Annotated in this window: 17 protein-coding genes and 2 pseudogenes; 15 read left to right on the plus strand and 4 right to left on the minus strand. The window is 38.7% G+C overall.

Translation table 11 applies throughout. The features are described from left to right. Positions 1-121: 121 nt before the first annotated feature. The 3 genes and pseudogenes from I6F10_RS11740 (at position 122) to I6F10_RS11745 (ending at position 3,937) form a co-directional block, all read left to right on the plus strand. Positions 122-1,606 (plus strand): response regulator, encoded by a 1,485-nt coding sequence (locus I6F10_RS11740; protein ID WP_231619942.1) that lies wholly within the window; start codon positions 122-124, stop codon positions 1,604-1,606. A gap of 246 nt (positions 1,607-1,852) precedes the next feature. Then, positions 1,853-2,068: pseudogene (locus I6F10_RS20235) on the plus strand (NADPH-dependent FMN reductase); the annotation flags it as partial. Between the two features lie 180 nt (positions 2,069-2,248). Continuing rightward, on the plus strand, positions 2,249-3,937 hold the full coding sequence (locus tag I6F10_RS11745) for an EAL domain-containing protein (protein ID WP_197098873.1): 1,689 nt from the start codon (positions 2,249-2,251) through the stop codon (positions 3,935-3,937). Positions 3,938-3,940: 3 nt separating this feature from the next. Here the strand turns inward: I6F10_RS11745 and I6F10_RS11750 are convergent, their stop codons facing one another. Then, positions 3,941-4,849 (minus strand): 1-aminocyclopropane-1-carboxylate deaminase/D-cysteine desulfhydrase, encoded by a 909-nt coding sequence (locus I6F10_RS11750; RefSeq protein ID WP_165742880.1) that lies wholly within the window; start codon positions 4,847-4,849, stop codon positions 3,941-3,943. A 76-nt stretch (positions 4,850-4,925) separates the two neighbouring features. Here I6F10_RS11750 and I6F10_RS11755 point away from each other — a divergent pair, with 76 nt between their 5' ends. From I6F10_RS11755 to tldD, 12 genes and pseudogenes are all read left to right on the plus strand, one after another. After that, positions 4,926-5,348 carry a hypothetical protein gene (locus I6F10_RS11755; RefSeq protein ID WP_197098874.1) on the plus strand — a complete coding sequence of 141 codons (423 nt, stop codon included), beginning with the start codon at positions 4,926-4,928 and terminating at the stop codon, positions 5,346-5,348. After that, positions 5,332-6,921, plus strand: a complete 1,590-nt coding sequence (locus I6F10_RS20240) for a DUF6701 domain-containing protein (protein WP_231619943.1) — start codon at positions 5,332-5,334, stop codon at positions 6,919-6,921. Before I6F10_RS11755 ends, I6F10_RS20240 begins: the two co-directional genes overlap by 17 nt. Beyond that, positions 6,888-7,802, plus strand: a pseudogene (locus I6F10_RS20245) (DUF6701 domain-containing protein). The gene I6F10_RS20240 and the pseudogene I6F10_RS20245 overlap by 34 nt, the downstream one beginning before the upstream one ends. 121 nt (positions 7,803-7,923) lie before the next feature. Beyond that, complete coding sequence (locus tag I6F10_RS11765; RefSeq protein WP_197098875.1) at positions 7,924-9,972, plus strand: SUMF1/EgtB/PvdO family nonheme iron enzyme; 2,049 nt, start codon at positions 7,924-7,926, stop codon at positions 9,970-9,972. A 133-nt stretch (positions 9,973-10,105) separates the two neighbouring features. Continuing rightward, positions 10,106-11,149, plus strand: a complete 1,044-nt coding sequence (locus I6F10_RS11770; RefSeq protein ID WP_002958401.1) for a rod shape-determining protein — start codon at positions 10,106-10,108, stop codon at positions 11,147-11,149. Further along, positions 11,149-11,991 (plus strand): rod shape-determining protein MreC, encoded by an 843-nt coding sequence (mreC, locus tag I6F10_RS11775; protein WP_173400216.1) that lies wholly within the window; start codon positions 11,149-11,151, stop codon positions 11,989-11,991. The genes I6F10_RS11770 and mreC overlap by 1 nt, the downstream gene beginning before the upstream one ends. Further along, positions 11,984-12,463: a rod shape-determining protein MreD gene (gene mreD / locus I6F10_RS11780; protein WP_002958403.1), complete on the plus strand. Its 480-nt coding sequence runs from the start codon at positions 11,984-11,986 to the stop codon at positions 12,461-12,463. The genes mreC and mreD overlap by 8 nt, the downstream gene beginning before the upstream one ends. Beyond that, a complete protein-coding gene (locus I6F10_RS11785; RefSeq protein WP_002958404.1) occupies positions 12,463-13,032 on the plus strand; it encodes a Maf family protein in 570 nt (189 codons plus the stop codon). Before mreD ends, I6F10_RS11785 begins: the two co-directional genes overlap by 1 nt. Position 13,033: 1 nt before the next feature. Next, a complete protein-coding gene (rng, locus tag I6F10_RS11790) occupies positions 13,034-14,506 on the plus strand; it encodes a ribonuclease G (protein ID WP_182196160.1) in 1,473 nt (490 codons plus the stop codon). Next, positions 14,506-18,363 carry a YhdP family protein gene (locus I6F10_RS11795; protein ID WP_197098876.1) on the plus strand — a complete coding sequence of 1,286 codons (3,858 nt, stop codon included), beginning with the start codon at positions 14,506-14,508 and terminating at the stop codon, positions 18,361-18,363. The genes rng and I6F10_RS11795 overlap by 1 nt, the downstream gene beginning before the upstream one ends. After that, on the plus strand, positions 18,360-19,199 hold the full coding sequence (locus tag I6F10_RS11800) for a carbon-nitrogen hydrolase family protein (RefSeq protein ID WP_024597408.1): 840 nt from the start codon (positions 18,360-18,362) through the stop codon (positions 19,197-19,199). Before I6F10_RS11795 ends, I6F10_RS11800 begins: the two co-directional genes overlap by 4 nt. Next, positions 19,196-20,635 carry a metalloprotease TldD gene (gene tldD / locus I6F10_RS11805; RefSeq protein WP_024597409.1) on the plus strand — a complete coding sequence of 480 codons (1,440 nt, stop codon included), beginning with the start codon at positions 19,196-19,198 and terminating at the stop codon, positions 20,633-20,635. The genes I6F10_RS11800 and tldD overlap by 4 nt, the downstream gene beginning before the upstream one ends. A gap of 153 nt (positions 20,636-20,788) precedes the next feature. Here the strand turns inward: tldD and I6F10_RS11810 are convergent, their stop codons facing one another. The 3 genes from I6F10_RS11810 to gorA form a co-directional block, all read right to left on the minus strand. Further along, complete coding sequence (locus I6F10_RS11810) at positions 20,789-21,625, minus strand: mechanosensitive ion channel family protein (protein WP_024597410.1); 837 nt, start codon at positions 21,623-21,625, stop codon at positions 20,789-20,791. Positions 21,626-21,732: 107 nt separating this feature from the next. After that, positions 21,733-22,371, minus strand: a complete 639-nt coding sequence (locus tag I6F10_RS11815; protein ID WP_231619945.1) for a hypothetical protein — start codon at positions 22,369-22,371, stop codon at positions 21,733-21,735. Between the two features lie 254 nt (positions 22,372-22,625). Further along, positions 22,626-23,987, minus strand: coding sequence for a glutathione-disulfide reductase (gene gorA, locus I6F10_RS11820; RefSeq protein WP_024605448.1), 1,362 nt, complete (start codon positions 23,985-23,987; stop codon positions 22,626-22,628). Positions 23,988-24,026: the final 39 nt, after the last annotated feature.

Below are 24,026 nucleotides of genomic sequence, written 5' to 3' on the forward strand. Positions count from 1 at the left end.
AAGCGCACAGGGCGTGCATCTGTGAAAGTGTTATGGCAAGGATGGCTTAAATTACAAGCCATCCTTGAAGGCTACGATTTAGCAAAATCTCTTGAGTCAGACTTGTGATCAAGAGACAGCTATGAGTGGGATTATTGGTTTGACTAATATTTTGCTCGAAAAAGGTTTACCTGATGAGTATGAGCATTATTTAGATAAAATTAAATATTCCTCAGATCAACTCCTGGTGGTTATTAACGATATTTTAAACTTTTCAAAAATTGAGTCTGGAAATGTTAACCTTGAAGAATTTCCTTTTTCCGTAAATTCGGTTGTTGATTATATCAAAGCAACCTTCAATGAATTGGCCCAAAGTAAAGGGGTCACATTTGATATTAGCATTGATGAGGCAGTTAAACTGGACTTAATCGGCGATGTAGTGCGAATAAATCAGGTGCTGTTAAATTTATGCTCTAACGCAATTAAATTCACCCCTCACGGCACTGTATCGGTTTTAATTGAGTCAAGAAAGTTATTAGACGATCCGCAAAGTGTTTGCTTATATTTTACAGTTAAAGACTCAGGTATTGGCATCGCTGAGGATAATCTTAGCAATTTATTTGAATCATTTACTCAGGCAGATAGTTCTACAACTAGGAAGTTTGGTGGTACAGGGTTAGGTTTAACAATTAGTAAGCGTTTATGCCAATTGATGGGTGGTGATATAACGGTACACAGCACTCAAGGTGTGGGTAGTGAGTTTGTTGCTTCGGTGGAAGTTAAATTGAACAACCAAGCGTTGATTGATGATACGGCTAACCTAATCTTTACTGATCCGTTTGATGTATTAATTATAGATGATAATGAAGATGACCTTAAAGTAATTGAAAATCAGCTTACAGCTATGGGTTTAGTATGTACTGCGTGCTCGTCTGCTAAGCAAGCTATTGATATTATTGAACAGAATAAAGAAAAATTTAAAGTCATTATTGTCGATTGGATAATGCCAGCGATGAGTAGTGAAACATTTTTAACGCGTATTTATAATATTAATCCCCAGCTTTGCAATAATATAATTGTACTTACAAGGGATCATGAGGTTTTACTTAATGATGTGGCTAACAAAATAAATATAAACACAATTTTGCAAAAACCTGTTTATTCGAGTGTCTTGTATAAGGAGGTGAGCAGTAGAGTGTTAGGTTTTTTTAATGAAGTGCCTAAAGTAAATACTGTGAGTGAACAGTCGCTGGCGGGTATTAGAGTATTAGTTGTGGAAGATAATTCAATCAATCGACTAATAGTTACCAACATACTAGAAAATAGCGGCGCTCAGGTTTACTTAGTTGATAATGGATTAGAGTGCATCCAAACAGTAAAATTAGAGTCGTTTGATATAATTTTAATGGATATTCATACGCCTATCATGGACGGTGTTGAGGCGACTCAAATTATTCGTAATGATAGTGATGAAACTATCGCAAATATTCCAATAATTGCCTTAACAGCTAATGTTATGAAAGATGATATTACACGATACTTATCTATTGGCATGAATGCTCATGTTGCAAAACCCATTAAAACACAAAAACTACGTGAAACTATAATTCGCTGTTTAAATAAATAGTTGCGCTATACATATAATTTAATATTTTTATCAAATACCTACCGTAATCCCTTCCATTGGCTTGAGCCGATTTTTTAATAACTTAAAAAATTTATAAAATAGAATTTGATTAACGTGTTTGTATGTGAAATTTCATATATTCGATTTTTCGTATATTCACTTGGCAAAGGTTGAGTTATAAATGTCAGAAGTTAATGGGTTACCAAATACAAATAAAACACACAGCGTTGTTCCACATACTAAAATTTTAACGTTAGTTTTTCTGAGCACAAACCTAAAATTTTATTGTGATATGGATCATTAAGAGCGCGTTCTTATAGCAAGTTGGTAATAGAGGAGAGTGCACGTTTATTAACGTACTTTGGTGCTGAGGTTAAAATTTTTAATCCTGAAGGTTTACCTCAAACTGATAGTGAAGATGAATCACACCCTAAAGTACAAGAGTTACGAGATTTAATGCTTTGTCGATGGCTTTCATCTATTTACAGAATAAAGGGCATAGCTGTTTATTTTTGTAAGCTCTCGTTTATTTGAGTGTTTTTTGTTTAGTGCTATTAATAAAAGTTTAAACTTAGTTTGCAACCTTGTGCTTCTATAGATATTGAACAACACTTTAGTTATTAATATAACGAGTGGCAGGCTATGCAAAAGAGTAAACTCTGGCTTTTAAAGTACTTCAAAGGTATCTCTTTTGTTCTGTTTCTGGTGATACTTATTAGTTTTAATTTCATTTTAAATGATGCATTACATCAAAAAGCACATGGTTCTGGACAGCAGTTCGTTAAGCGTGTTTACGAATTAAATTTATCCCCCTCTATAAATAATGAAGTGTTAGTCGCATTAGCTAAAAATGAAGGCTTTAAGCTGGGGGTGCAAAATTCTTCAGATCACTTTAGGAACTTAGTAAATTTAGAACGCGAAGTTTTTACTTTTAAAACGTTAAGTTTGAGCCTTTATCACTATCCAGTGTGGGTAACACAAAGCTACTTATTTATATTTTTAAATCTGATTATATTAGGCGCTGCTAATTGGTCTTATCGCTGGTGGAGCCTGTTAAAAGTAAACCGTAAAGTAATGCTTAAGAATACAGTTATACAGCCGACTAAAATTATTCAACAAAGGCATAAAAATACTCAACTAATCGAACAGGCAAAAAAATGTGATTTAAGTTCTTTGTATGGAGTTAATACTGCATCACATAACTTATTTTTACTTATTGAGTGTGATTGTAGCTTTGATAAAAAAACGGATATAGAAGCCAATTTTAAAGTCTTAATTACTAAAAAATTAGCCGAACTTAAGGATGTGTCGGTAAAAGTACTAAACTCTAATTACTTAGCGGTTACCTTACCAAACATTTCTATTAGCGAGTTGAATAGCTACGTTGAAAAGCTCCATAAAAATGTGTTTTTAATATGTCAAAATCATCAAAAAAATATTACTCATAAAAATATTAAAATAGGTGCGTGTGATTATCAATTAGGCGCTGATCAAGTGGCGGTTTATAAGCTAGCAAAATCAGCACTCGCGCTATCACAAAGCAGCCTATTGCAGCATTGCCACCGTTTAACGTTAAATCACAGCCAAGAAAAACACCTCTCTAGCAAACAGGTTATAGAAAACATTAAAAAGAATAAATTTATATTATTCTTTCAGCCTGTATTTGAACTCTCTAGTGGAGATATCCTGCAGCATGAAGCTCTTATTCGGGTTAGGCATAGCCACCTTGGTTTACTGGCCGCTCGTTATTTTATTAAGCAGGTTTATAGTGATCAAGACGCTTTAATATTAGATAAAGCTGTAATAACACAAGTCAAAAAGCTAATGCTCAGTGAGTCTTCGGCTTTAACTGTTAGTGTAAATCTACACCCTAAAAATTGGTTTAATACTGTATTTTGGGAGTGGTTAGCCAATCAAATGGCAGGGCTTAAGTTAAATACTAAATTACAATTTGAAATAAGTGAGGCAGAATTTTTTACTCACAGAGAGTCGATAACTAATGCACTTAATATTATTAAAAAAGGGCATTCACACATTGTGATTGATAATGTAAAAAGCAGTGAGAAAGTAGCCATGCTAGTTGATTATAACCAAGTATGTGGGCTTAAGTTATCATACGAACTGGTTCATTTATTAGATGAAAAAACTCAAAATCAAAAGAAAATAAAAAGGATAGTCGAAGCCGCTAGTCTTTTAAATCTACCCGTATACGCGGTGGGCGTAGAGACTCAAAAAGAGCTACTTACGCTTACCAAATTGGGAGTGGTAGGAGCTCAAGGTTTTTACTTTTCAGAGCCGCTTCAAGAGTTTACGCAAGCGGTATTTAATTAAGATCTAGATTAACCCTCTATATTTAAGCCCATTTAATCCTTGAAGCCCGCCGGTATGAACAGCAATAATTTTACTCCCAGATGGGAAATAATCTTGCTCAATAAGCTGCCACAATGCATACATCATTTTTCCGCTATAAATAGGCTCAAGTGGCAGATTATAAGTGTGACTCATATCTTGGCAAAACTGCCATAACTCAGGTGAAAACTTACCATAACCCCCATCATGAAACTCTGTGAGTAATTGCCAGTTAGTTTGGTTATTAGCTTTAGCGCTCAGCTTTTTTATTTCTTCATTTAAATATTCAGCTTGTTTTAATACCGCTATACCAATAACTTGTGTTGTTGAAGCACTGCCTTCTATTAGTCCAGCAAGCGTGCCACCACTACCTGTAGGACAAACTAAGTAGCTATGTTCGGGTAAGCTTTGTACTAATTCTTTACACCCTAATAAAGCATGTTCATTTGTACCACCTTCAGGGATGATATAAGCGTTTGGAAAACGCTCTTGCAGAGCATTAAGGTATTCGGTGTCGTGACGTTTTCGATATTCTATACGATTAACAACATGTAGGTTCATACCACAATGTTTTGCAAACTGAATTGTTGGATTGTTGTTATCAAGTTCTGGTCCGCGGATAATCGCGTGAGTTTTTATATTAAATTCTTTTCCCGCAGCTGCGCAGGCGTGAATATGGTTTGAAAATGCACCACCAAAAGTCAGAAGTTCTGTCTTATTTATCTTTTGCATGTACGCTAAATTATATTTTAATTTACGCCATTTATTGCCACTTATTAACGGATGAAGCAAATCATCACGTTTTATACCTAAATAAATATTTCTCTTTTTTAGAAACGAGCTATCTATTTGTTGTATTTGGTTATTTTCATCTATTTTGAATGTTTCATGCATTTTTTTGGTTTTCAATTTGGCAAAGTAGTTAAAATGTACGACACTTATTTCATACATAATTAACATTAGTAGCTATATGAAAGAAAAGCTGTTTTCGTGGTTAAATCGTAGTTTAGATCCAAATACAGCTATTGGTGTTGCAACTTACGCAGATACTGTTAACGCAGTATGTTTAAAAAAACAAAGCGACCGATGGATGGTTCACAGTTCTCACAGTGTTAATGTGTCTGAGCAAACTGATTATACCGCTGCAATTGTTGCTTGTACAAATGAGGTTTCTACTGATATTTGTGCCGTTAATTTAGTTATACCGCACTATTTTTATCAAATAGTGCAAATGGATAAACCAAATCTCAGCGATGAAGAAATAATTCAGTCACTCCCTTGGACTACAAAAGATTTAGTTGATATAGCCCCTGAAAATATTGTGGCTGATTTTATTGATTACCCAATAACACTCACAATGCAAAGCAGCAAAATGAATGTATTATTACGATGAGTTGCAGTTAAGTATGCTGGAAACACAATACAGAGTGACAGCGCCTACACGTATTTTTTTAAAAGACACAACCTCACTTCTATCAACTTCATTTTTGAATATAGGTAAAACAAATATAGTGGTCGAAACTGGCGCGTACTTGGCTATTTATGTGGATGGTGCGGTTGCTATTGCAGCCGATGCCAATATTGCGGCCTATATTGTTGCCACTGGTGAGGTAAGAATCGCACAAAATGTAACGTATCAGGGGGCAATTACATCGGCTACTCAAATTATTACCGAAGGGAGCTCAACGTTTGACGCTCTACCAGTACCAGAGAGTATCCCTGGTTTTTGTGGTATTTATACACCAGAAACCCTAGATCATTATCGTTTAACAATCAGCGATAACAAAGGTCTAACGTGTGAAGCTAAAGAGATGACACTCACAGCCTGCGCAAATGACGCCTGCGATTTACTATTTGCTGAGCCGTCTAGTTTAAACCTTTCTCCAGATAATAGTGGACAACAAAGTTGGGTTACGGGGGAGAATATTAATTTTACAGGCTCAACAACTGTTGAGTTTGCCAAACGTACAACTGGTAGCGTCACATTTGGGTATAACACTGCAGATCCTTCGGCACCTCTTCGTTGTTACATCGGTGGTAATAATGTTGGTTTGAGCGGCTGTAAAGTTACGTTTTCTGATGCTGGATTTATTTTTAATAATGATACAGATGGAAATACTACAATTCCTACTCAGTTATCAGCAAAGCCTTCAAATACTGGATTTAATGCAAAAGCGCTATCTATTCAAGCGGTAAAAACAAATACCACTGCGGGCGTATGCGAAGCTGCATTTCCTGCAGGTGGCGATGTAAGCTTAGATTTATCCTATACATGCAGTGCGGGTGCAAGTTGCTCTGATACGGTTTCACTTAGTAACAACAATAATACCTTTGCGGTCGAGCAAGCAGCTAAATCGTTCACGCTAAACTTTGATAGTGAGTCTAAAGCCCCGATTGTTATAAATTATCTCGATGCAGGAAAATTGAGTTTAAATGTAAATACCAATTTAATTTTAGACCCAGTCACTAATTTATCAGTAAATCTAACGGGGAGTTCAAATGAGTATGTTGTAAAGCCATTTGGGTTAGCGATGGAAATTGCAAGTGATGGTTATGCAGCAGACGCTGATGGAAGTTTATTTAGATTAACTGGCGAAGCATTCGATTTAAAAATGAATGCGGTGCAATGGCAAACAGGGCAAGACACTAACAACGATGGTTACCCAGATAACTACAGCAATATAATAAATAACACCATTGCTAAGCACTTTATTATAGAGCAACCACTTGTAGAGGCATTACTTAAAGCGCCTACGCCAGGCATTCAAGGTACGCTTGAAGCGATGAGCACTGTTGCCTTTAGTGACACTGGTAGTTTGAGTGAATCTATATCGCAGTATAATTACGACCAAGTTGGCATCATTGATTTAACAGCAGGCCTTCAAGATGCCGTTACTTTGGCGCGGGAGATGTTAAAGGTGAATTATATAACATTGGCCGTTTTGCACCTTCGCAGTTTCAGGTAGTGGGGGTTCAAGCTGCCGCACAATGCACGCAATACGGCAGTAATTTAACTTACCTTGATCAACCTTTTGAACTTGGCTTTACAGTACAAGCACTAAATCAAAATGGTGAGCTAATGGCTAATTATAAAGAGGGCTTTGATAAATCGAGTGTAGTCATTAATGCCGAAAATAATGAAGTAGCTAACTATGTACCCGCAACTAATTTTGCTAGCCGCTTAGTAAACCTAGGGAATAATAACTGGGGAGATATAAGCGACGGCCAATGGCAAATGAGTCAAATAAACACCACACTTCAAAGATTAGGTGTAGGGCAAGCAGACGGACCGTTCGCTATGGTCAGTTTAATGACAACGCTTTCTAACATAGAAGGAGCAACGCTCATTGATGCAAATGATAAACCTAATACACAAACAGCATGTTCGGGTGGCTGTAATAGTGTACGACTAAATACATTACCAATAGAGTTTAGGTTTGGACGTTTAGTACTTGGTAATAACGCAGGCTCCGATCTCGACCCTTTACTTATTCCTATGCAGGCTCAGTATTACAACGGCAGTGGATTTGTAAATAACGCTGAAGATAACTGTAGTGTATTTGATCATACCCAAATTACTCAAATATCACCTAGCAGCCCACAATTAACCTATAAATATGGGACTGGTGTATCTGGCCAGCTAGAAGCGGGAGTATATCCGCCAGATAACGGTATTTATGCACAGCCAAATGGTTTGGGTGAATTTACCTTAGAATATAATACTTATGATTGGTTAAAGTGGGATTGGCAGGGCGATGGAACATAGCTTGATCCTCGTACTATTTTACAATTTGGACGCTTTAGAGGAAATGATCGGGTTATTTACTGGCGTGAAACACGCGAATAGTTGTAAACTAAGATAATAATTGAACAAAGCTTGTGTTTTGTGCTGCAAGTACATAGCATAAGGCTTTAATTATAAAAAATAATAACGACCAAATAATTGCCGCTTTTTGGGACTGGAATATATGCGAATTACTCCTTTATCTCTGTTAATTTCAGCTAGTTTGTTAGCTAGTAGTGCATTTGCACAAGACACAGCTACAGTAACTGGAATTGAGTCAGAGATTAGTGTTAAACAGACAGAATACGATAACTCGACAAGAATACTTGAAAAACATCTTAAAGAAGAAAGTCAGTTACAAAATCAACTAGAGCTACTTCGTTCTCGTTCTACAGAGCTAGATAAAGAAAAAAACCAAGCGCTCGATGCGATGAACGAAATGTACCGTCGTTTAATTGACGATCCCACTATTAATATTAGTGCGGCTCAATCACGCTATCAAAAAGCGGTGATTGATCATAAGCAAAACAAAGATGATATTTCTATGCAGTTGGCGGCAATTGCATCCCACCGTAAAGATATAGAGCAAATTCGTGTTGCTAAACATACGCTTTTAAATACTTTAGAGAGCTTAAAAGAGCAGTTAACTACAGCCAGAGTAGAGCGTTTACGTAACGAGTTTACACGTGAAGGCACGCTTGAAGTTAACCATACGATTAACTGTAAGCGAACAGAAACGCTAGCAGCGTGTGAGCAACGCGGTCAGCAAATGGGGCTGCAAAAAGCAACTAAACGCTTTGTTGATCAAATTTTTGCAAATCTAACAGAAGAGCGTATTGTTGAGCCAAAACGTAATTTGGCGGGCGCTCAAGTACAAATATTAAGTAGCCATGTAGTTAACAGTGCATTTAGCGGCCAAGGTAACTACAACGTTAACTTAAGCGTAACCATGCGCGGCGAAGTAAACAGTAGCCGTTTATGTAGCTTATTAAGCATTGATAACCGTTATTGTTCTGAGTACGGCACGCCACTTACTGCTGCTTATCAACCCGCGTATAACAATACATTTACTGATAGTCAGTTAACATTCAGTAATAGCGCGGATAATAGCAACACGGTGTCGGTTTCTCGTTTAGAAAAGCAGCCAGTACGTGATTATTCAGTTAAACCTGCATCGGTGAAAAAAGATTACCCTTCTATCCTTAATAAGAAGAAGGATCAATCAATAGAGCTAACATTACGATCAAACGTATACGACGATGAAGTGTTTATCGATGGTGTAAGCTTTGGCTCAACACGCTTGATCACACGTTTACCGTCGGGTATTCACAACATTGAAATACGTAAACTTGGCTATAAGCCTTATCAAGTTCGTGTTGATTTGAATAAAGCACAAACAATTAATGCAAATTTGGTAAAAAAGCCTAAGTCGATTGCTGCACCGACCTATACTCGAGAGCAACCAGAAGTAACAACACGCCAGGTTAGTGAAAACGTTAATGTATTAAATGCAAACGTTGAAACGCCGGTTGTCGTTATTCCTGCAGGCAAATTTAAAATGGGCGATATCAATGGCAATGGTTTAGCTAATGAACGTCCAGTAATTGAAAAAGTAATAGCAAATTCTTTCGCTATGCAAAGTAAAGAAGTAACCGTAGGTGCCTACGAAAAATTTGTAGCAAATACAGGTTATAAAACTCAAGCGGAAAAAAATAAAGGATGTGCGTATTATTTAAATGGCGAACCAGTATGGGAAGCAAATTTAAATTGGCGTAATCCTGGTTTTGAGCAAGGCAGTGACTTTCCTGCTGTATGTTTAACTTATAACGATGCAAAAGCTTACGCTGAGTGGTTATCGGGTCAAACAGGGCAGCAATTTCGTTTACCTAACGAAGTTGAGTGGGAATACGCAGCACGTGCAGGAACCGAAACAGAATACCCTTGGGGTAACGAAATTGGTAAAAACCTAGCTAACTGTGGTTGGTGTGGTAGTGAATGGTCAAATAGACGTGCATCACCAGTAGGTTCTTTTTCTCCAAATGCATTTGGATTATACGATACCGTAGGCAATGTATGGGAATGGACCGATAAAGAATCAGGTGAGTCTGATGTAGCAGTAAGAGGCGGAGCGTGGAACTTTGCACCAAGCCTTGCTCGTGCATCTACGCGTTTAATTTTAGCGCCTGATTTTAGATCTAACTACATTGGTTTTCGCTTAGTTCGCGAACGATAAACTCAATTAAGGAAGCTTTGCTTCCTTTTTTCACAAATTCACAAAGGCGCTGCGCTTTATATTGCTCATATAGTTGAGCATGTTAAAGTGAGGCAGCTAATATAAGAACGTATTTCAAAGGTCATCCAGCCTCATGTTTAAAAAACTCCGTGGTATTTTTTCTAACGATCTATCGATCGACTTGGGTACAGCCAATACCCTAATTTATGTAAAAGAAGAAGGTATTGTATTAAACGAACCTTCTGTTGTTGCTATTCGCCAAGAACGCGCTGGTGGACCTAAAAGTGTTGCATCTGTAGGTACAGAAGCAAAACAAATGCTAGGCCGTACACCGGGAAATATTAAAGCAATCCGTCCAATGAAAGACGGTGTAATTGCTGATTTTTATGTAACTGAAAAAATGTTACAACACTTCATTAAGCAAGTGCATAACAATAACTTTATGCGCCCAAGTCCGCGTGTACTAATTTGTGTACCGTGTGGTGCTACTCAAGTAGAAAAACGTGCAATACGTGAATCTGCAATGGGTGCTGGTGCTCGTGAAGTTTACTTAATTGAAGAACCAATGGCAGCAGCTATTGGCGCAGGTTTACCAGTATCAGAAGCAACAGGTTCTATGGTTGTTGATATTGGTGGTGGTACAACTGAAGTGGCTATTATTTCACTTAACGGTGTTGTTTACTCATCGTCTGTTCGTATTGGTGGCGATAAGTTTGACGAAGCTATTATTAATTATGTACGTCGTAACTTTGGTAGCTTAATTGGTGAAGCGACAGCTGAAAATATTAAGCATCAAATTGGCTCTGCGTTCAAAACTGATGAGCCAATCGAAATTGAAGTGCGTGGTCGTAACCTTGCCGAAGGTGTTCCGCGTTCATTCACGCTTAACTCACACGAAATCCTAGAAGCTTTACAAGAGCCGTTAATGGGTATTGTGAGTGCAGTAATGGTTGCGCTTGAGCAATCACCACCAGAGCTGGCATCAGATATCTCTGCGCACGGCATGGTACTTACTGGCGGTGGTGCATTGTTAAAAGATTTAGACCGTTTATTAATGGAAGAAACGGGTATTCCGGTTGTTGTAGCTGATGATCCACTTACGTGTGTTGCGCGTGGTGGTGGTAAAGCATTAGAAATGATCGATGTTCATGGTGGTGACGTTTTTAGTTACGACTAATGAAATTAATGTTTGGACGCACAGTCTCTTTGCAACTGCGACTTTTTGTCGCAGTGCTTTTGAGTATCGTACTCATAGTTGGAGACAGATATACGCAAGGTGGTACCGTTGTTCGTACCAGCCTTAATACTCTAGTTAGCCCACTAATCTATGTTGCTAATTTACCCTACGAATTATTTAGCTTAAGTGCTAAAAGCCTGCATACGCGGGATCAACTTCTTACTGAAAACGAAGCGCTGAAAAAAAAGCAAATGCTACAAAGCGAGCAACTTCAGCAGTATCAATTTCTAGCCAGAGAAAATCAAAAACTGCGTGCCTTATTAGGCTCATCTGCAAAGCAATCAAATCGTAAAATAATTGCTCAGGTACTCTCTGTACATTCAAACCCGTATAGTCATCAGGTTGTTATTAACCGTGGTACAACTGACGGGCTTAGTGAAGGCCAAGCTGTAATTGATGAAATGGGTGTAGTAGGGCAGCTTACAAAGGTTGGTTCAACAACTTCACGCGTGCTACTAATGACCGACACCACACATGCCACACCTGTGCGTATACTTCGTAACGATGTACGAACGGTTGTTGAAGGCATAGGTAAAATTAACGTCGTTAAGCTCTCTCACGTTCCACACAGTTTAGATGTGCGAATTGGCGATGTACTTGTTACATCGGGTTTAGGGGGGACATTTCCTGAAGGATACCCGGTGGCAGTAGTAACCGAAATAAATCGTGATGAAGGGCGACCGTTTGCACAAGTTTTTGCAGAACCTATTGCGCAACTAGATCGCATTCGTTTGCTGGTTATTTTATGGCGTAATCAACAGGAGCAAATCAGCGATGATTAACCGTTATTCATTGTTAATTGCGCTAAGCATCTTTTTTGCGTTAATAATGGCACTAATGCCACTTCCATTTTCGTTTGAGCCATTTAGACCTGACTGGGTTTTACTTGTACTTATGTATTGGTCACTTGCAGTACCGCATCGTTTAAATATTGGTACTGCTTGGGTTGTTGGTTTATTAATCGATTTAGCGTCTGGCTCACCGCTGGGCGTGAACTCGCTTACATTCTCGGTATGTATTTTTGTAACCGCGAGCAACTTTCAAAAAATTCGTAACTTTTCGCTTTGGCAACAAAGCCTACTAATTGGTTTATTTTTAACGCTGTATCACTTAATGCAGTTTTGGCTAAATCACTTTTTGTTAGGGGTTTATTTTAATCCACAGTACTTATGGCCAGTAGCAACCGGAATGGTTAGCTGGTTTTGGGTCTTTTTACTACTTCGTAAATATCGCAGACATTTTAGGATCAGGTAATGACTACCGCAGTATATTTGGCATCAGCCTCTCCCCGTCGTAAAGAGTTATTAAGCCAATTAGGTGTCGAATTTACACAGTTTAGTGTTGATGCAGATGAAAGCCCACTTCCAAACGAGCAACCTAGAGCACTTGTTGAGCGTTTAGCGCGCTTGAAAGCCCAAAGCGGTGTAGAGCTTGGATATACCGATCGCCCTGTACTTGGTAGTGATACCGTGGTTGTTATAGACAACGAGTCATTGGGTAAACCTCGCGATAAAAACGATTTTACACACACGTTAAAACGCCTATCGGGTAACACGCATCAAGTTCTTACCGCAGTTGCATTTGCGACGCAAAATGATGTGCTTAGCTGTGTTGTAAGCACAGATGTTACTTTTAAAACCTTAACAGATGAAGAAATTAATGCTTATTGGGAGTCAGGTGAGCCACAAGATAAAGCCGGTGGCTACGGTATCCAAGGTTTAGGCGGCCGCTTTGTAACACACATTGCGGGTAGCTATTTTTCTGTTGTAGGCTTACCTTTATATGAAACCGAACAATTATTAAAAACATTCTTAAGAAGGTAACATGAGTACAGAATTACTGATCAATGTCACACCGAGCGAAAGCCGTGTTGCCCTAATAGAAAACGGTGTACTGCAAGAAATACAGCTAGAGCGAATCGGTAATCTAGGTATTGTAGGCAATATTTACTTAGGAAAAATAAGCCGTGTACTTCCGGGTATGCAGGCTGCTTTTGTTGATATCGGCCTTGAAAAAGCTGCATTTTTGCATGCATCCGATATTGTAAATAGTGCCTCTATTGTTGAAGGCGTAGACGACGTACCAATAAAAAAAGTACAAGATATTAGAGAGTTAGTTCGTCAAGGCCAGTACATTATGGTGCAAGTGGTAAAAGATCCGCTAGGCACTAAAGGCGCAAGACTTACCACTGATATTACTATTCCTTCTCGTTATTTAGTGTTTATGCCAGATGCGACCCACGTAGGGGTTAGTCAGCGTATTGAAACTGAAGAAGAGCGCTCGCGCCTTAAAAAAATAGTCGCAGAATATGGCGATGAAAATGGCAGTTTTATTGTTCGCACAGCAGCCGAAGGCGCTAGCGAAGCAGAATTACGACACGATGCCGGTTTTTTAAGAAAACTATGGGAAAAAATTACAGCTCGTCGCAAAAAAACCAGTAAAGCCAGTATTCTACATGAAGACTTAACGCTTGCCTTTAGAACCCTACGTGACTACGTAGGCGAAGATATGGAGCGCATTCGCGTTGACTCTAAACTTACTCATGAAGAGCTAAAGTTATTTACTGAAGAGTTTGTTCCACAGCTTTCTCAAGTGCTTGAATACTACCCAGGCGAGCGGCCTATATTTGACTTGTTTGACGTTGAAAACGAAATTCAAAAAGCACTACACCGTAAAGTTACGCTAAAATCGGGTGGTTATATAATTATTGACCAAACAGAAGCAATGACGACTGTTGATGTTAATACTGGCGCATTTGTAGGGCATCGTAATTTAGAAGAAACCATTTTTAATACCAACGTAGAAGCAACCTCTGCAATTGCCCGCCAGCTCAGGCTGCGTAACTTAGGCGGTATTATCATTATCGACTTTATCGATATGGTAAGTGAAGATCATAAGCGACGGGTGCTTCATTCACTTGAAGCAGCCCTTGCAAAAGATCGCACTAAAACGAATATTAATGGGCTTTCAGCGCTTGGGCTTGTTGAAATGACTCGTAAACGTACACGCGAAAGCTTAGAGCATATTTTATGTGATGTATGCCCTGCGTGTTCTGGTCGTGGTTCGCAAAAAACAGTTGAAACGGTTTGCTACGAAATACTACGTGAAATAGTGCGTGTTAACCGAGCATACGCTGCCGATAAGTTTATGGTATATGCAGCGCCTGCTGTGAGCGAAGCCCTACTAAACGATGAGTATCATAACCTTGCCGAGCTTGAACTATTTATTGGTAAGCAAGTCAATATTCAAACAGAGAGCTTATACAGCCAAGAACAGTTTGATGTGGTAATGATGTAATGAAAGCAAAAGCGGTCTGTTTTTTTTGTTTTAGAAAGTTATGGCAGACCTGCGCCATAATTTTGGTATTACTGGCCGTTATTGTTTCAATTTTAAAATATACCCTCCCGTATGCAAACGAGTACAAAGGTGACATAGAAAGCTATTTACACGAAAAGTTTGAAATAAGCTTATCTATCGGTGAAATATCAGCTAGTTGGCAGGGCAGTGGTCCTGCATTAGTACTAGAGAATTTATCGTTTAAAGATAACGAAACCGCGCCAATATCACTCACCATTGCTAAAACCAGCTTAGAGCTAAACTTATGGGAAAGCTTAAAAGCACTGCAACTTAGATCTAATTATTTTGTTATTAATGGGTTTCATACCAGTGTAAATATCACCAACTTATTTAAAACCGCTGACAACGACGAAGTCTCTTTTGAGCAAAAAGAGCTAATAGAAGAACTGTTTTTGGGTAAAACGGGTCATTTTGCAATAGAAAATTCCAGTATTAACTTTGTTCTAGAAGATGGTAAAGAACGTAAGTTACTTCTCAAAAATATTGTTTGGCAAAATGAAGATGAGCAGCATCTTGGTAGTGGGAGCTTAGCACTGCCGGGTATTTCGGTTGGTGACTTTGATGCGCGCATTGCACTTACTGGCGATACCCTAGAGCAAGTTGCGGGCGACATTTATGTGCAGGCTAATAAGGTCGATGTATCTAACTGGTTAGCACAATATATAAATACGCAAAAGCAACAACTGCATAGCGATATTAATTTACAAGCGTGGCTAAAACTAGATAAAGGCCTTGTAAGCGATATAAAAATGCAGTGGCTACCAAGCTTTGTGCGTTGGCAGCGAGAAGAGCAAAGCCAACAAGTCAGCCTGAGTGAAGGTGGATTCCATTTATATCCAGAACAAAATAGCTGGCACTTAAAAAGCACCGGTTTAACATTTAATAGTAACGATAAAGCATGGCCAAGTTTAGAGTTTGAAGCTCAACTAGGGTCGCAAAATAAAGTGTGGCTCCATCAAGTTGATTTTGAATTACTGAGTAACCTAGCTGGGCTAAGTAATTTTAATGCACTTGAACCATTTTTAGAGCGCCAACCTAGCGGGCAAATAGATCAAGCTTATTTAAATTTTTCTAATGCACAGCAATGGCAATTATGGTTTGAGGCTGACAATATTGGTTGGCAAGAATTAAGGTCGGTACCTGCAGCACAAGGACTTAGAGTAAGTGGTTTACTTAATCAAAGTAGTGGTCGAATAAATTTATTTGGTGAAAACGGCACATTAGTTACAGGCGAAAGCTTTAGTAACGACATAAATTATAATCAGCTAAATGTAGAGCTAGATTTAGCTAAGCGAGATGATGGCTGGCATATAAGTAGTGACAATATATGGTTTGATAATGATGAAGTCACTCTTGCTGCAGAATTACAAATTAGTCTAACAGATGATCCTCGATTAGATCTTTACGCTGAAGCCTTCGCCCCAGAGGCCAAAATTGCAGGTCATTATTTCCCATTAAAAGCAATGAGCCCTGAGCTCGTTAGCTATTTAAATGGTGCAATTAAAGGCGGAGAAGTATCTAAAGCACAAGTCTTATTTGCAGGGCCTTTGTCTGGTTTCCCATTTACTGATGGTAGTGGTCAGTTTGATGTATTAGCACAAATAGACAATGCAACCTATGAGTTTGACCCTGATTGGCCAGCGGTCACTAATGCTGATGTACAGCTACATTTTGCTAATGAGCGAATGGACATATATAGCCAGCAAGGCAAGTTGGTTAATTTAGATATTGGTAATAGTGTACAGGTGAGCATTGCAGATTTAATGAATGCAGATGAACTTATTGTGCAAATTGATAAAAAAGCACAAATGAAAAAGTTACATGACTTTTTCGCAGCGACACCTATTGCCAAACCTCTTGCTGAAATTTTTAAAGTTGTACAGGGCAAAGGCGAAGCCGATGCCAGTATTGAGCTTTTAGTAGGCTCTAAGTTTAAAGGCGGAGCCAGTGTTAGCGGCAAAGTTAATTTAAATGACTTGCCAGTATTTATAGCAACGCCAGGTATTGAGCTTAAAAACTTAACTGGCGAGCTTAATTTTAAAAACGACAACATCACACTTAAAAATGCGACTGCGAAGTGGTTGGGCATGCCGCTAAATATTAATTACAGCAGCAAAAGTGATGCTAAAAATTACCAAGCAAACATAGATATAAACGCCAAAATTGACGCCGATACATTAATTGACAGTGGACAAGGTATATTAAAAAATTATTTAAGCGGGCAAAGCGATGTTGATATTGGTTTAGTACTTAATTTTACCGAACAAGGCTTTAATTACCGTGCACAGGTAAACTCAGAACTACTTGGCTTAACGAGTAACTTACCCGCACCTTATAATAAAAATAGCGAACAAATGTGGGCGCTTGATGCAGTAGTTCAAGGTGATGATATTTCTAATCTCATTACAGCAAACGCTAATCAACAGTTTTACTTTAATGCTATTTTAGAAAATGGAAAATCACAGTTTAGTAATGTCCATTTTGTGCTCGGAAAACAAGACTTAGGATTAAACCAAAAAGACTTAAGCGTAAATATAAATCTTGAGCAGAGTGAATTAGTGCCTTGGTTTGATCTGATAGATCAAATAATTAAAGCAGGTAAATCAAACCCAGATAAAAAATCAAAAGGGATTATGCCACCGCTTAATGAGGTGGTCGCAAATATAGGTATGCTTGATGCGAGTAACATCATCTTTAATGATTTTGAAATGCGTTTAGCACCATCAAAAGACGATTTATACCTAAAGCTAAATGCTAAAGAACTTAGAGCGGGCGTTTTTATTCCTACATCACAACCGAGCATGCCTATACGAATTAATGCCGATTACTTAAGGCTTAATTTTGCACAGCCTAGCGAACAATTAATTGAAATAACAGATGTACTTCCTGAGGAAGACTTGAGCTGGCTTACCAAAATACCTGCCATTGAGTTTGAATGTAGTGACTGCAAAATTGATCGCTATCAGCTTGATAAAGTGAGTGCGTCATTATTAGGTGATGGCGAGCGCTTATCGATATCAGAACTTGTAATCGATAAAGGAGATCATGTATTGCGCACTAAAGGGCTATGGCAAAATGGCTTAACAACGCTAAGTGGTGAGCTTAAAAGTGATGATATAGGCGCGTTGTTTGGCGAGTTTGATATTACCTCTGCAATTAAGGATTCTAAAGCTGATCTAAATTATGATCTTACTTGGCAAGCTGCACCTTATGACTTTGATGTGAAAACTTTAAGTGGTGAAGTTACTTGGGATTTAGGGGAAGGTCACTTAACTGAAATCAGTGATGGTGGTGCACGCGTATTTTCGCTGTTGAGCCTTGATTCACTCGTACGTAAACTGAAACTTGATTTTAGAGATGTATTTTCAAAGGGCTTTTTTTATAACAGCATGCAAGGCTCTATGCAGTTAGAAAACGGTATCGCTTACACTAAAGATACTAAAATGGATGGTGTGCCTGCCGATTTAACTATTAAAGGCTACGCAAATTTAAATACGCTAGATATAGATTACGACCTTGCTGTAGCGCCACAAGTAACCTCAAGCATTCCGGTTATAGTGGCATGGATGGTTAATCCAGTAACAGGGCTTGCTGCTTTAGCACTTGATAAAGTTATTCATTCTGCGCGCGTCATCTCAGAGATCAATTTTAAAGTAACGGGTAAAATGAACGATCCTATTGTTCAAGAACTCGACAGAAAAAGTCGTGAAGTTACACTACCTCAAGCTGCGCAAAATCAGCCACAAGCATCAGTCGATTTAAAACTTAAAGATGCACAAGTAACAGTAACGCAATGAACAAAACAGCAAGCATAAGCACACCCACAATAGTTGCCCTACAAATGTGTTCAGGGCTAAACCCTGATGACAACATAGCAAGCTTAAAGCGCGCACTTAAAACTCTGCCAGCAACAAGACCATTACTTGTTTGCTTGCCAGAAGCTTTTTTAGTGTTTAGTAAAAGTGGTAACGATACGTTACGTGTTGCTAAGCAAGTTGATCAATACAAATTACAACTTAGTGAATTGTGCCAACACCATAATATTTGGTTAAATGCAGGCACAATGCCTGAGCCATTTAACGAACATAAGTATTACGCAGCATCGCACTTATATAATAATCAAGGCGAGCTGGTTGCAACGTATAACAAAATACATTTATTTGATGTAACCGTTGATGATAAAACAGGTAGCTATCGAGAGTCAGATTTTACCCAAGCAGGTCGCGATGTAGTGGTTGTTGATTCTCCCTTTGGTAAAATTGGCTTAACAGTATGTTATGATCTGCGCTTTAGTGGCTTATTTAACGAACTAGTACGCCAAGGCGCCGATATTATTTTAGTACCCAGTGCATTTACAGTCCCTACAGGGCAAGCGCATTGGCAACCGCTATTAGCAGCTCGCGCAATAGAAACACAATGTTATGTAGTTGCAGCTGCTCAGTACGGTACACATGAAAATGGCCGACAAACATATGGCCACAGTATTATTATTTCACCTTGGGGCAATACCCTGAGTGAATTGCCAACAGGCACCGGTTTTATAAGCTGCAACGCAGATTTAGACCAGTTACAAAAAATTAGACGAGATATGCCCGTGCAGTCTCATCAACGATTTAGAGAGCATTTATTATGAATTCGGTTGAACAGCATTTACTACAAGACAGCCAGCTAAATAGAGAAGAGCTCGAAAAAACGCTCGCTTACATACATCAGCATAAAGTGGATTACGCCGATTTATATTTTCAATCAAGCCACCACGAATCATGGGTGCTTGAAGACGGCTTAGTTAAAGAAGGCTCTTATAACGTTGAACGTGGCGTTGGTGTACGTGCTGTAAGCGGCGAAAAAACAGGTTTTTCTTACTCTGATGCAATAAATCTTGAAGCACTTAATAAAGCGGCTACAGCGGCTCGTAGCATCGCAGATGCTGGCGAAGATAGAGCGATTAAAGTATTTAGTGATGTTAAAGCTAAAGAGCAGTTTGCAGCACATCAGCCAATTTCGAGTATGAGCGATACCGACAAGGTGAGTTTATTACGCGAACTTGAAAACTATATTCGTGAACTAGCACCCGATGCAGAGCAAGTAATTAGTTCAATGTCGGCGGTATACGAAGAAGTATTAATCGCAGCAAGTGATGGTACGTTTGCCACCGATATTCGCCCGCTTATTCGTTTAAACTGCTCAGTGCTGCTTGAAAAAAATGGTCGCCGTGAACGCGGTGGCGCAGGTGGTGGTGCACGTTTAGATTATGGTTACTTTAAAGAGCTTGTTGATGGTAAACCACGTTGGATGGAATTTGCTGAAGAAGCTGTACGCCAAGCTAAAGTAAACCTTGAAGCTATTGATGCACCTGCAGGCACGATGGAAGTTGTACTTGGTAATGGTTGGCCTGGCGTGCTTTTACACGAAGCAGTAGGGCATGGACTTGAAGGCGACTTTAACCGCAAAGGCGCGTCTGCGTTTAGTGGTAAAGTGGGCCAAAAAGTAGCATCTGAGCTGTGTACGGTTGTTGATGATGGCACCATGGCTGATCGCCGTGGGTCACTTAATGTTGATGATGAAGGCACACCAGCCGCTTACAACGTACTTATCGAAAACGGTATTTTAAAAGGCTATATGCAAGATAAGCTAAACGCGCGTTTAATGGGTGTAAATCCTACCGGTAACGCACGACGTGAGTCGTATGCACATTTACCAATGCCTCGCATGACTAACACCTACATGTTAGGTGGTGAGCACAGCCAAGCCGATATTATAAGCTCAGTTAAAAAAGGGGTATTCGCGCCTAACTTTGGCGGCGGACAAGTTGATATAACCTCAGGTAAGTTTGTATTTAGCGCATCAGAAGCGTATTTAATCGAAAATGGTAAAATTACCCAACCAATTAAAGGCGCAACGCTTATTGGTAATGGACCAGAAGTAATGCAGCAAATATCTATGGTTGGTAACGACTTAGCACTTGATAAAGGTGTTGGTGTTTGTGGTAAAGATGGTCAAAGCGTACCGGTAGGCGTAGGCCAACCAAGCCTTAAAATTGATCAGTTAACGGTCGGTGGTACAGCTTAAATATTACTCAAGCGCGAAGTGAATTCGCACCTACGTGCTTGATGTTTATTGTAGGTGAGGTTTTACACCTCGCTTTTTAAATACAGACTTAGAAATAGAGCGCGAAATAAATTCGCACCTACGATTTGTATTTTTACTTTGTGTAGGCGAGGTTTATGCCTCTCCTTCACCTTCTTTATTTTTTTCAGCCTCTTTGTACCATAACGCAAAAAAGCACTCTGTTAATTTGTGCTCTATCTCAAGCGCTTTTTCTGTCGGGCAAAACAAGGTAAAGCTTGCTTTAAATTCACCTAAATCGGTTGTACCAAAGTGAATTACTGGTTCTGGGCCAGATATTTTTGCATCAAGTTTACGCTCAATCATCGAATTATAACGGCTTGCTACTTCTTGAAACTCTTCGCAGTACAGCTTAGCTTGCTCAGTGAGTGTGTCGTGAATAGGGTAAGGGTTAAAGCTCTCTCTTCGGACAATAATAAAATGATGTGTAACAAAGCGTTTTACAAAGTTTAAGTTTTTAATAGAGCTGGTAATCAGCTTATTATTAGGTATGTATATGGTTTTTCTAGAAAATTGATAAGTATGTATATCAATTTCATGCATGGTTGTTTTTATCCAATCCGTTTCAGCTACTTCACCAAAGTAATCACCTACTTGTATCCAATCACCCACTCTAAACGGGCGAGTTGTTACGAGGTAAAAAAAGCCTATTACACACTGAATAAACTCACGCGTTGCAAGTACAATCGCCACGGCAAAAGCAGCAATAGAAAGTGCAAAGTTTTGAATTTCAGTAGACCACACAAATAGCAGCGATATCATCATTACAAAATTAATAAAGTGCTTAATATTGTGTGCGATGTAACGGATGTCTTTTTCTTTTTTTTCTGCGCGACTTTTAGCTAGCTTATCAACAAGCACTTTTAGTACAAATGCAATTGTGATCATTACAATTGAAAGAAGAAACGGATGCAGCAATATATCTTTAGTCATGGTATCCAATTAAACGTGAGTTGATAAAAACAGGCTCAGTATATTGATTTATTAAACCAATTAGCAAATTTAGTGTAAAAAAGTAACCAATAAAAAATGTAGCTACGTTATTGAGTTACTTGCTCAGTGCAATGCTTGTGATTTTTAGCCATTCTTTTTCGGCATATGAGTACAAGCTCAATGGCTGAAATAAAAATCAAAGTATAGCCAAGCGTTTCTATACCTTCCTCAACAATGTTTTTTACCGCACGTACATAGTCATCACCCATTACTGAATGCCAAAATGCGCCTTTGCCCATCATTCGCGAAAATGCGAGTAAAGTAACCATGCCTGATAAGCAAATTCCATAACTAGGAGTGAGGCTATAGGCTTTTAAAGCGTTAAAAATACTTCCTCTGTTTGTTATTAAATAAACAAACACGCCAGCTAAAATTGAATAGACGATACTTTGCCAAGCGCCATCAAAAAAGTATAAGTCGAGGTAGGTATCAAACTCTCTTACAAACATCATTGCCGATAATGCAGCTAGTAATACAGCCGGTATTTTGAGTTGAAAGTTAATTCGCGAAGCGTAAAAAAATAAAATACAGCTTAAAAAAGTTAAAACATCTTGCATATGTTCGGTAAGAGTTTCTTCACTGTAAAGTGCATCCTGTTTTAATTCAAACCCTTCAAGTTGAATTAAATGAGCAACACCCGCTAGGCATAATAAATAAAAGATCGCAGTAAAAACATAAATAACCAAGAGAAACTATAAATGCGCGGGATTCTAATCGTTAAAATGTTTTAAAGCCAAAACAAAATTTAAACTTTTAATCTTTTTATCGGTCTAAAATTTTTGCTGTTAAAATAATGGCTTAGTTGTTTTTTTAATGTTGAATAGATGTTTGTAATGTGACGTTTTAACTGGTTTGTTGTGCAAAATATAACAAACATTAAAAAGCCCTTACTAATTACTTAGCAAGGGCTTTTTATAATTAAGAACTTAGAGTTTAGCGCCTAGCGCATCGTTACAAATTCTTCCGAGCCAGTCGGGTGAATAGCAACAACGGCATCAAAATCAGCTTTAGTTGCGCCCATTTTCATGGCAACTGCAAAACCTTGAATCATTTCATCAACCGCAAAACCAATCCCATGTAGGCCAACTACTTTTTCGTCTGGGCCGGCACATACAAGTTTCATTTTACAAGGCTGGCGATGTTTAGTTACCGCTGTGTACATAGCCGTAAAACCAGATTGATAAATTTTAACGTTTTCTTCGCCATACTGAGAAATAGCTTCTTGCTCAGTTAAACCAATAGTACCAATCGGTGGATGACTAAATACAACAGTAGGAACTAGGCTGTAATCCATTTTTAAATCATCAGGTAGTTCTTTATTAAATAAACGCTCTGATAAAGTACGCCCTGCTTTAACTGCTACAGGTGTAAGTTCAATACCGTTTTCGATAATATCACCAACAGCATAAACGTTTTTAGCTGTGGTATTTTGAAACTCATCAACTTTTACAAAACCACTGCTGTTTACTTCTACGCCAGCTGCAGCAACGTTAATAGCATTGGTTGTTGGCTCGCGGCCAATAGCCCAAATAACTTGATCAACGTTGTGAGTTTTGCCGTTATCTAAATGAAGCGTTACTGAGCCATCGTCTTCTTTAACTAATTTATGGGGTACAGACTCTGTATGAAGAGTAGGGCCTTCAGCAGCCATAACATCAACAAGCGTATCTACAATGTACGGGTCAAAGTTACGAAGCGGAGAATGCTTACGAACAAATAAATGCGTCTCAGTACCTAAACCATGTAATACACCAGCAAGTTCTACAGCTATATAACCTGCGCCTATTACTGCAACGCGTTTAGGTTGCTCTTTTAATTCAAAAAAGCCATTAGAATCGATACCGTGCTCAGCACCTTCAATATGCGGAATGCTTGGGCGCCCACCTACTGCAATTAATATGTGATCGGCTGTGTAATGCTCGCCGTTTACTTCAACTGTTTTATTATCGACAAATTTAGCAAAGCCTTTAATTACAGTAACGCCATTGCTAGCAAGGCCACTGTCATAACCTTTATGAATTCGGCCTATGTAGGCTTCGCGGCTTTCTACTAACTTGCTCCAATCAAAGCCTTTAACTTCAACATTAAAGCCGTAATCTGGGGCGTATAAATTAATAGCTTCGGCAACCTGAGCACCGTGCCACATTACTTTTTTAGGTACGCAGCCTACGTTTACACACGTGCCGCCCATGTGTTTTGCTTCTATAAGTGCTACTTTAGCGCCACGCATTGCCGCTCTATTTGCAGAGGCAATACCACCACTGCCACCACCGATTGCAATATAATCAAAGTGTTGTGTCATTTTATGTCCTTAGGCGTTGAGTTTTATGCGCATTAGCAT

Source organism: Pseudoalteromonas sp. SWYJZ98, assembly GCF_015864495.1.
In the GTDB taxonomy this organism is placed as follows: Bacteria; Pseudomonadota; Gammaproteobacteria; order Enterobacterales; family Alteromonadaceae; genus Pseudoalteromonas; species Pseudoalteromonas distincta.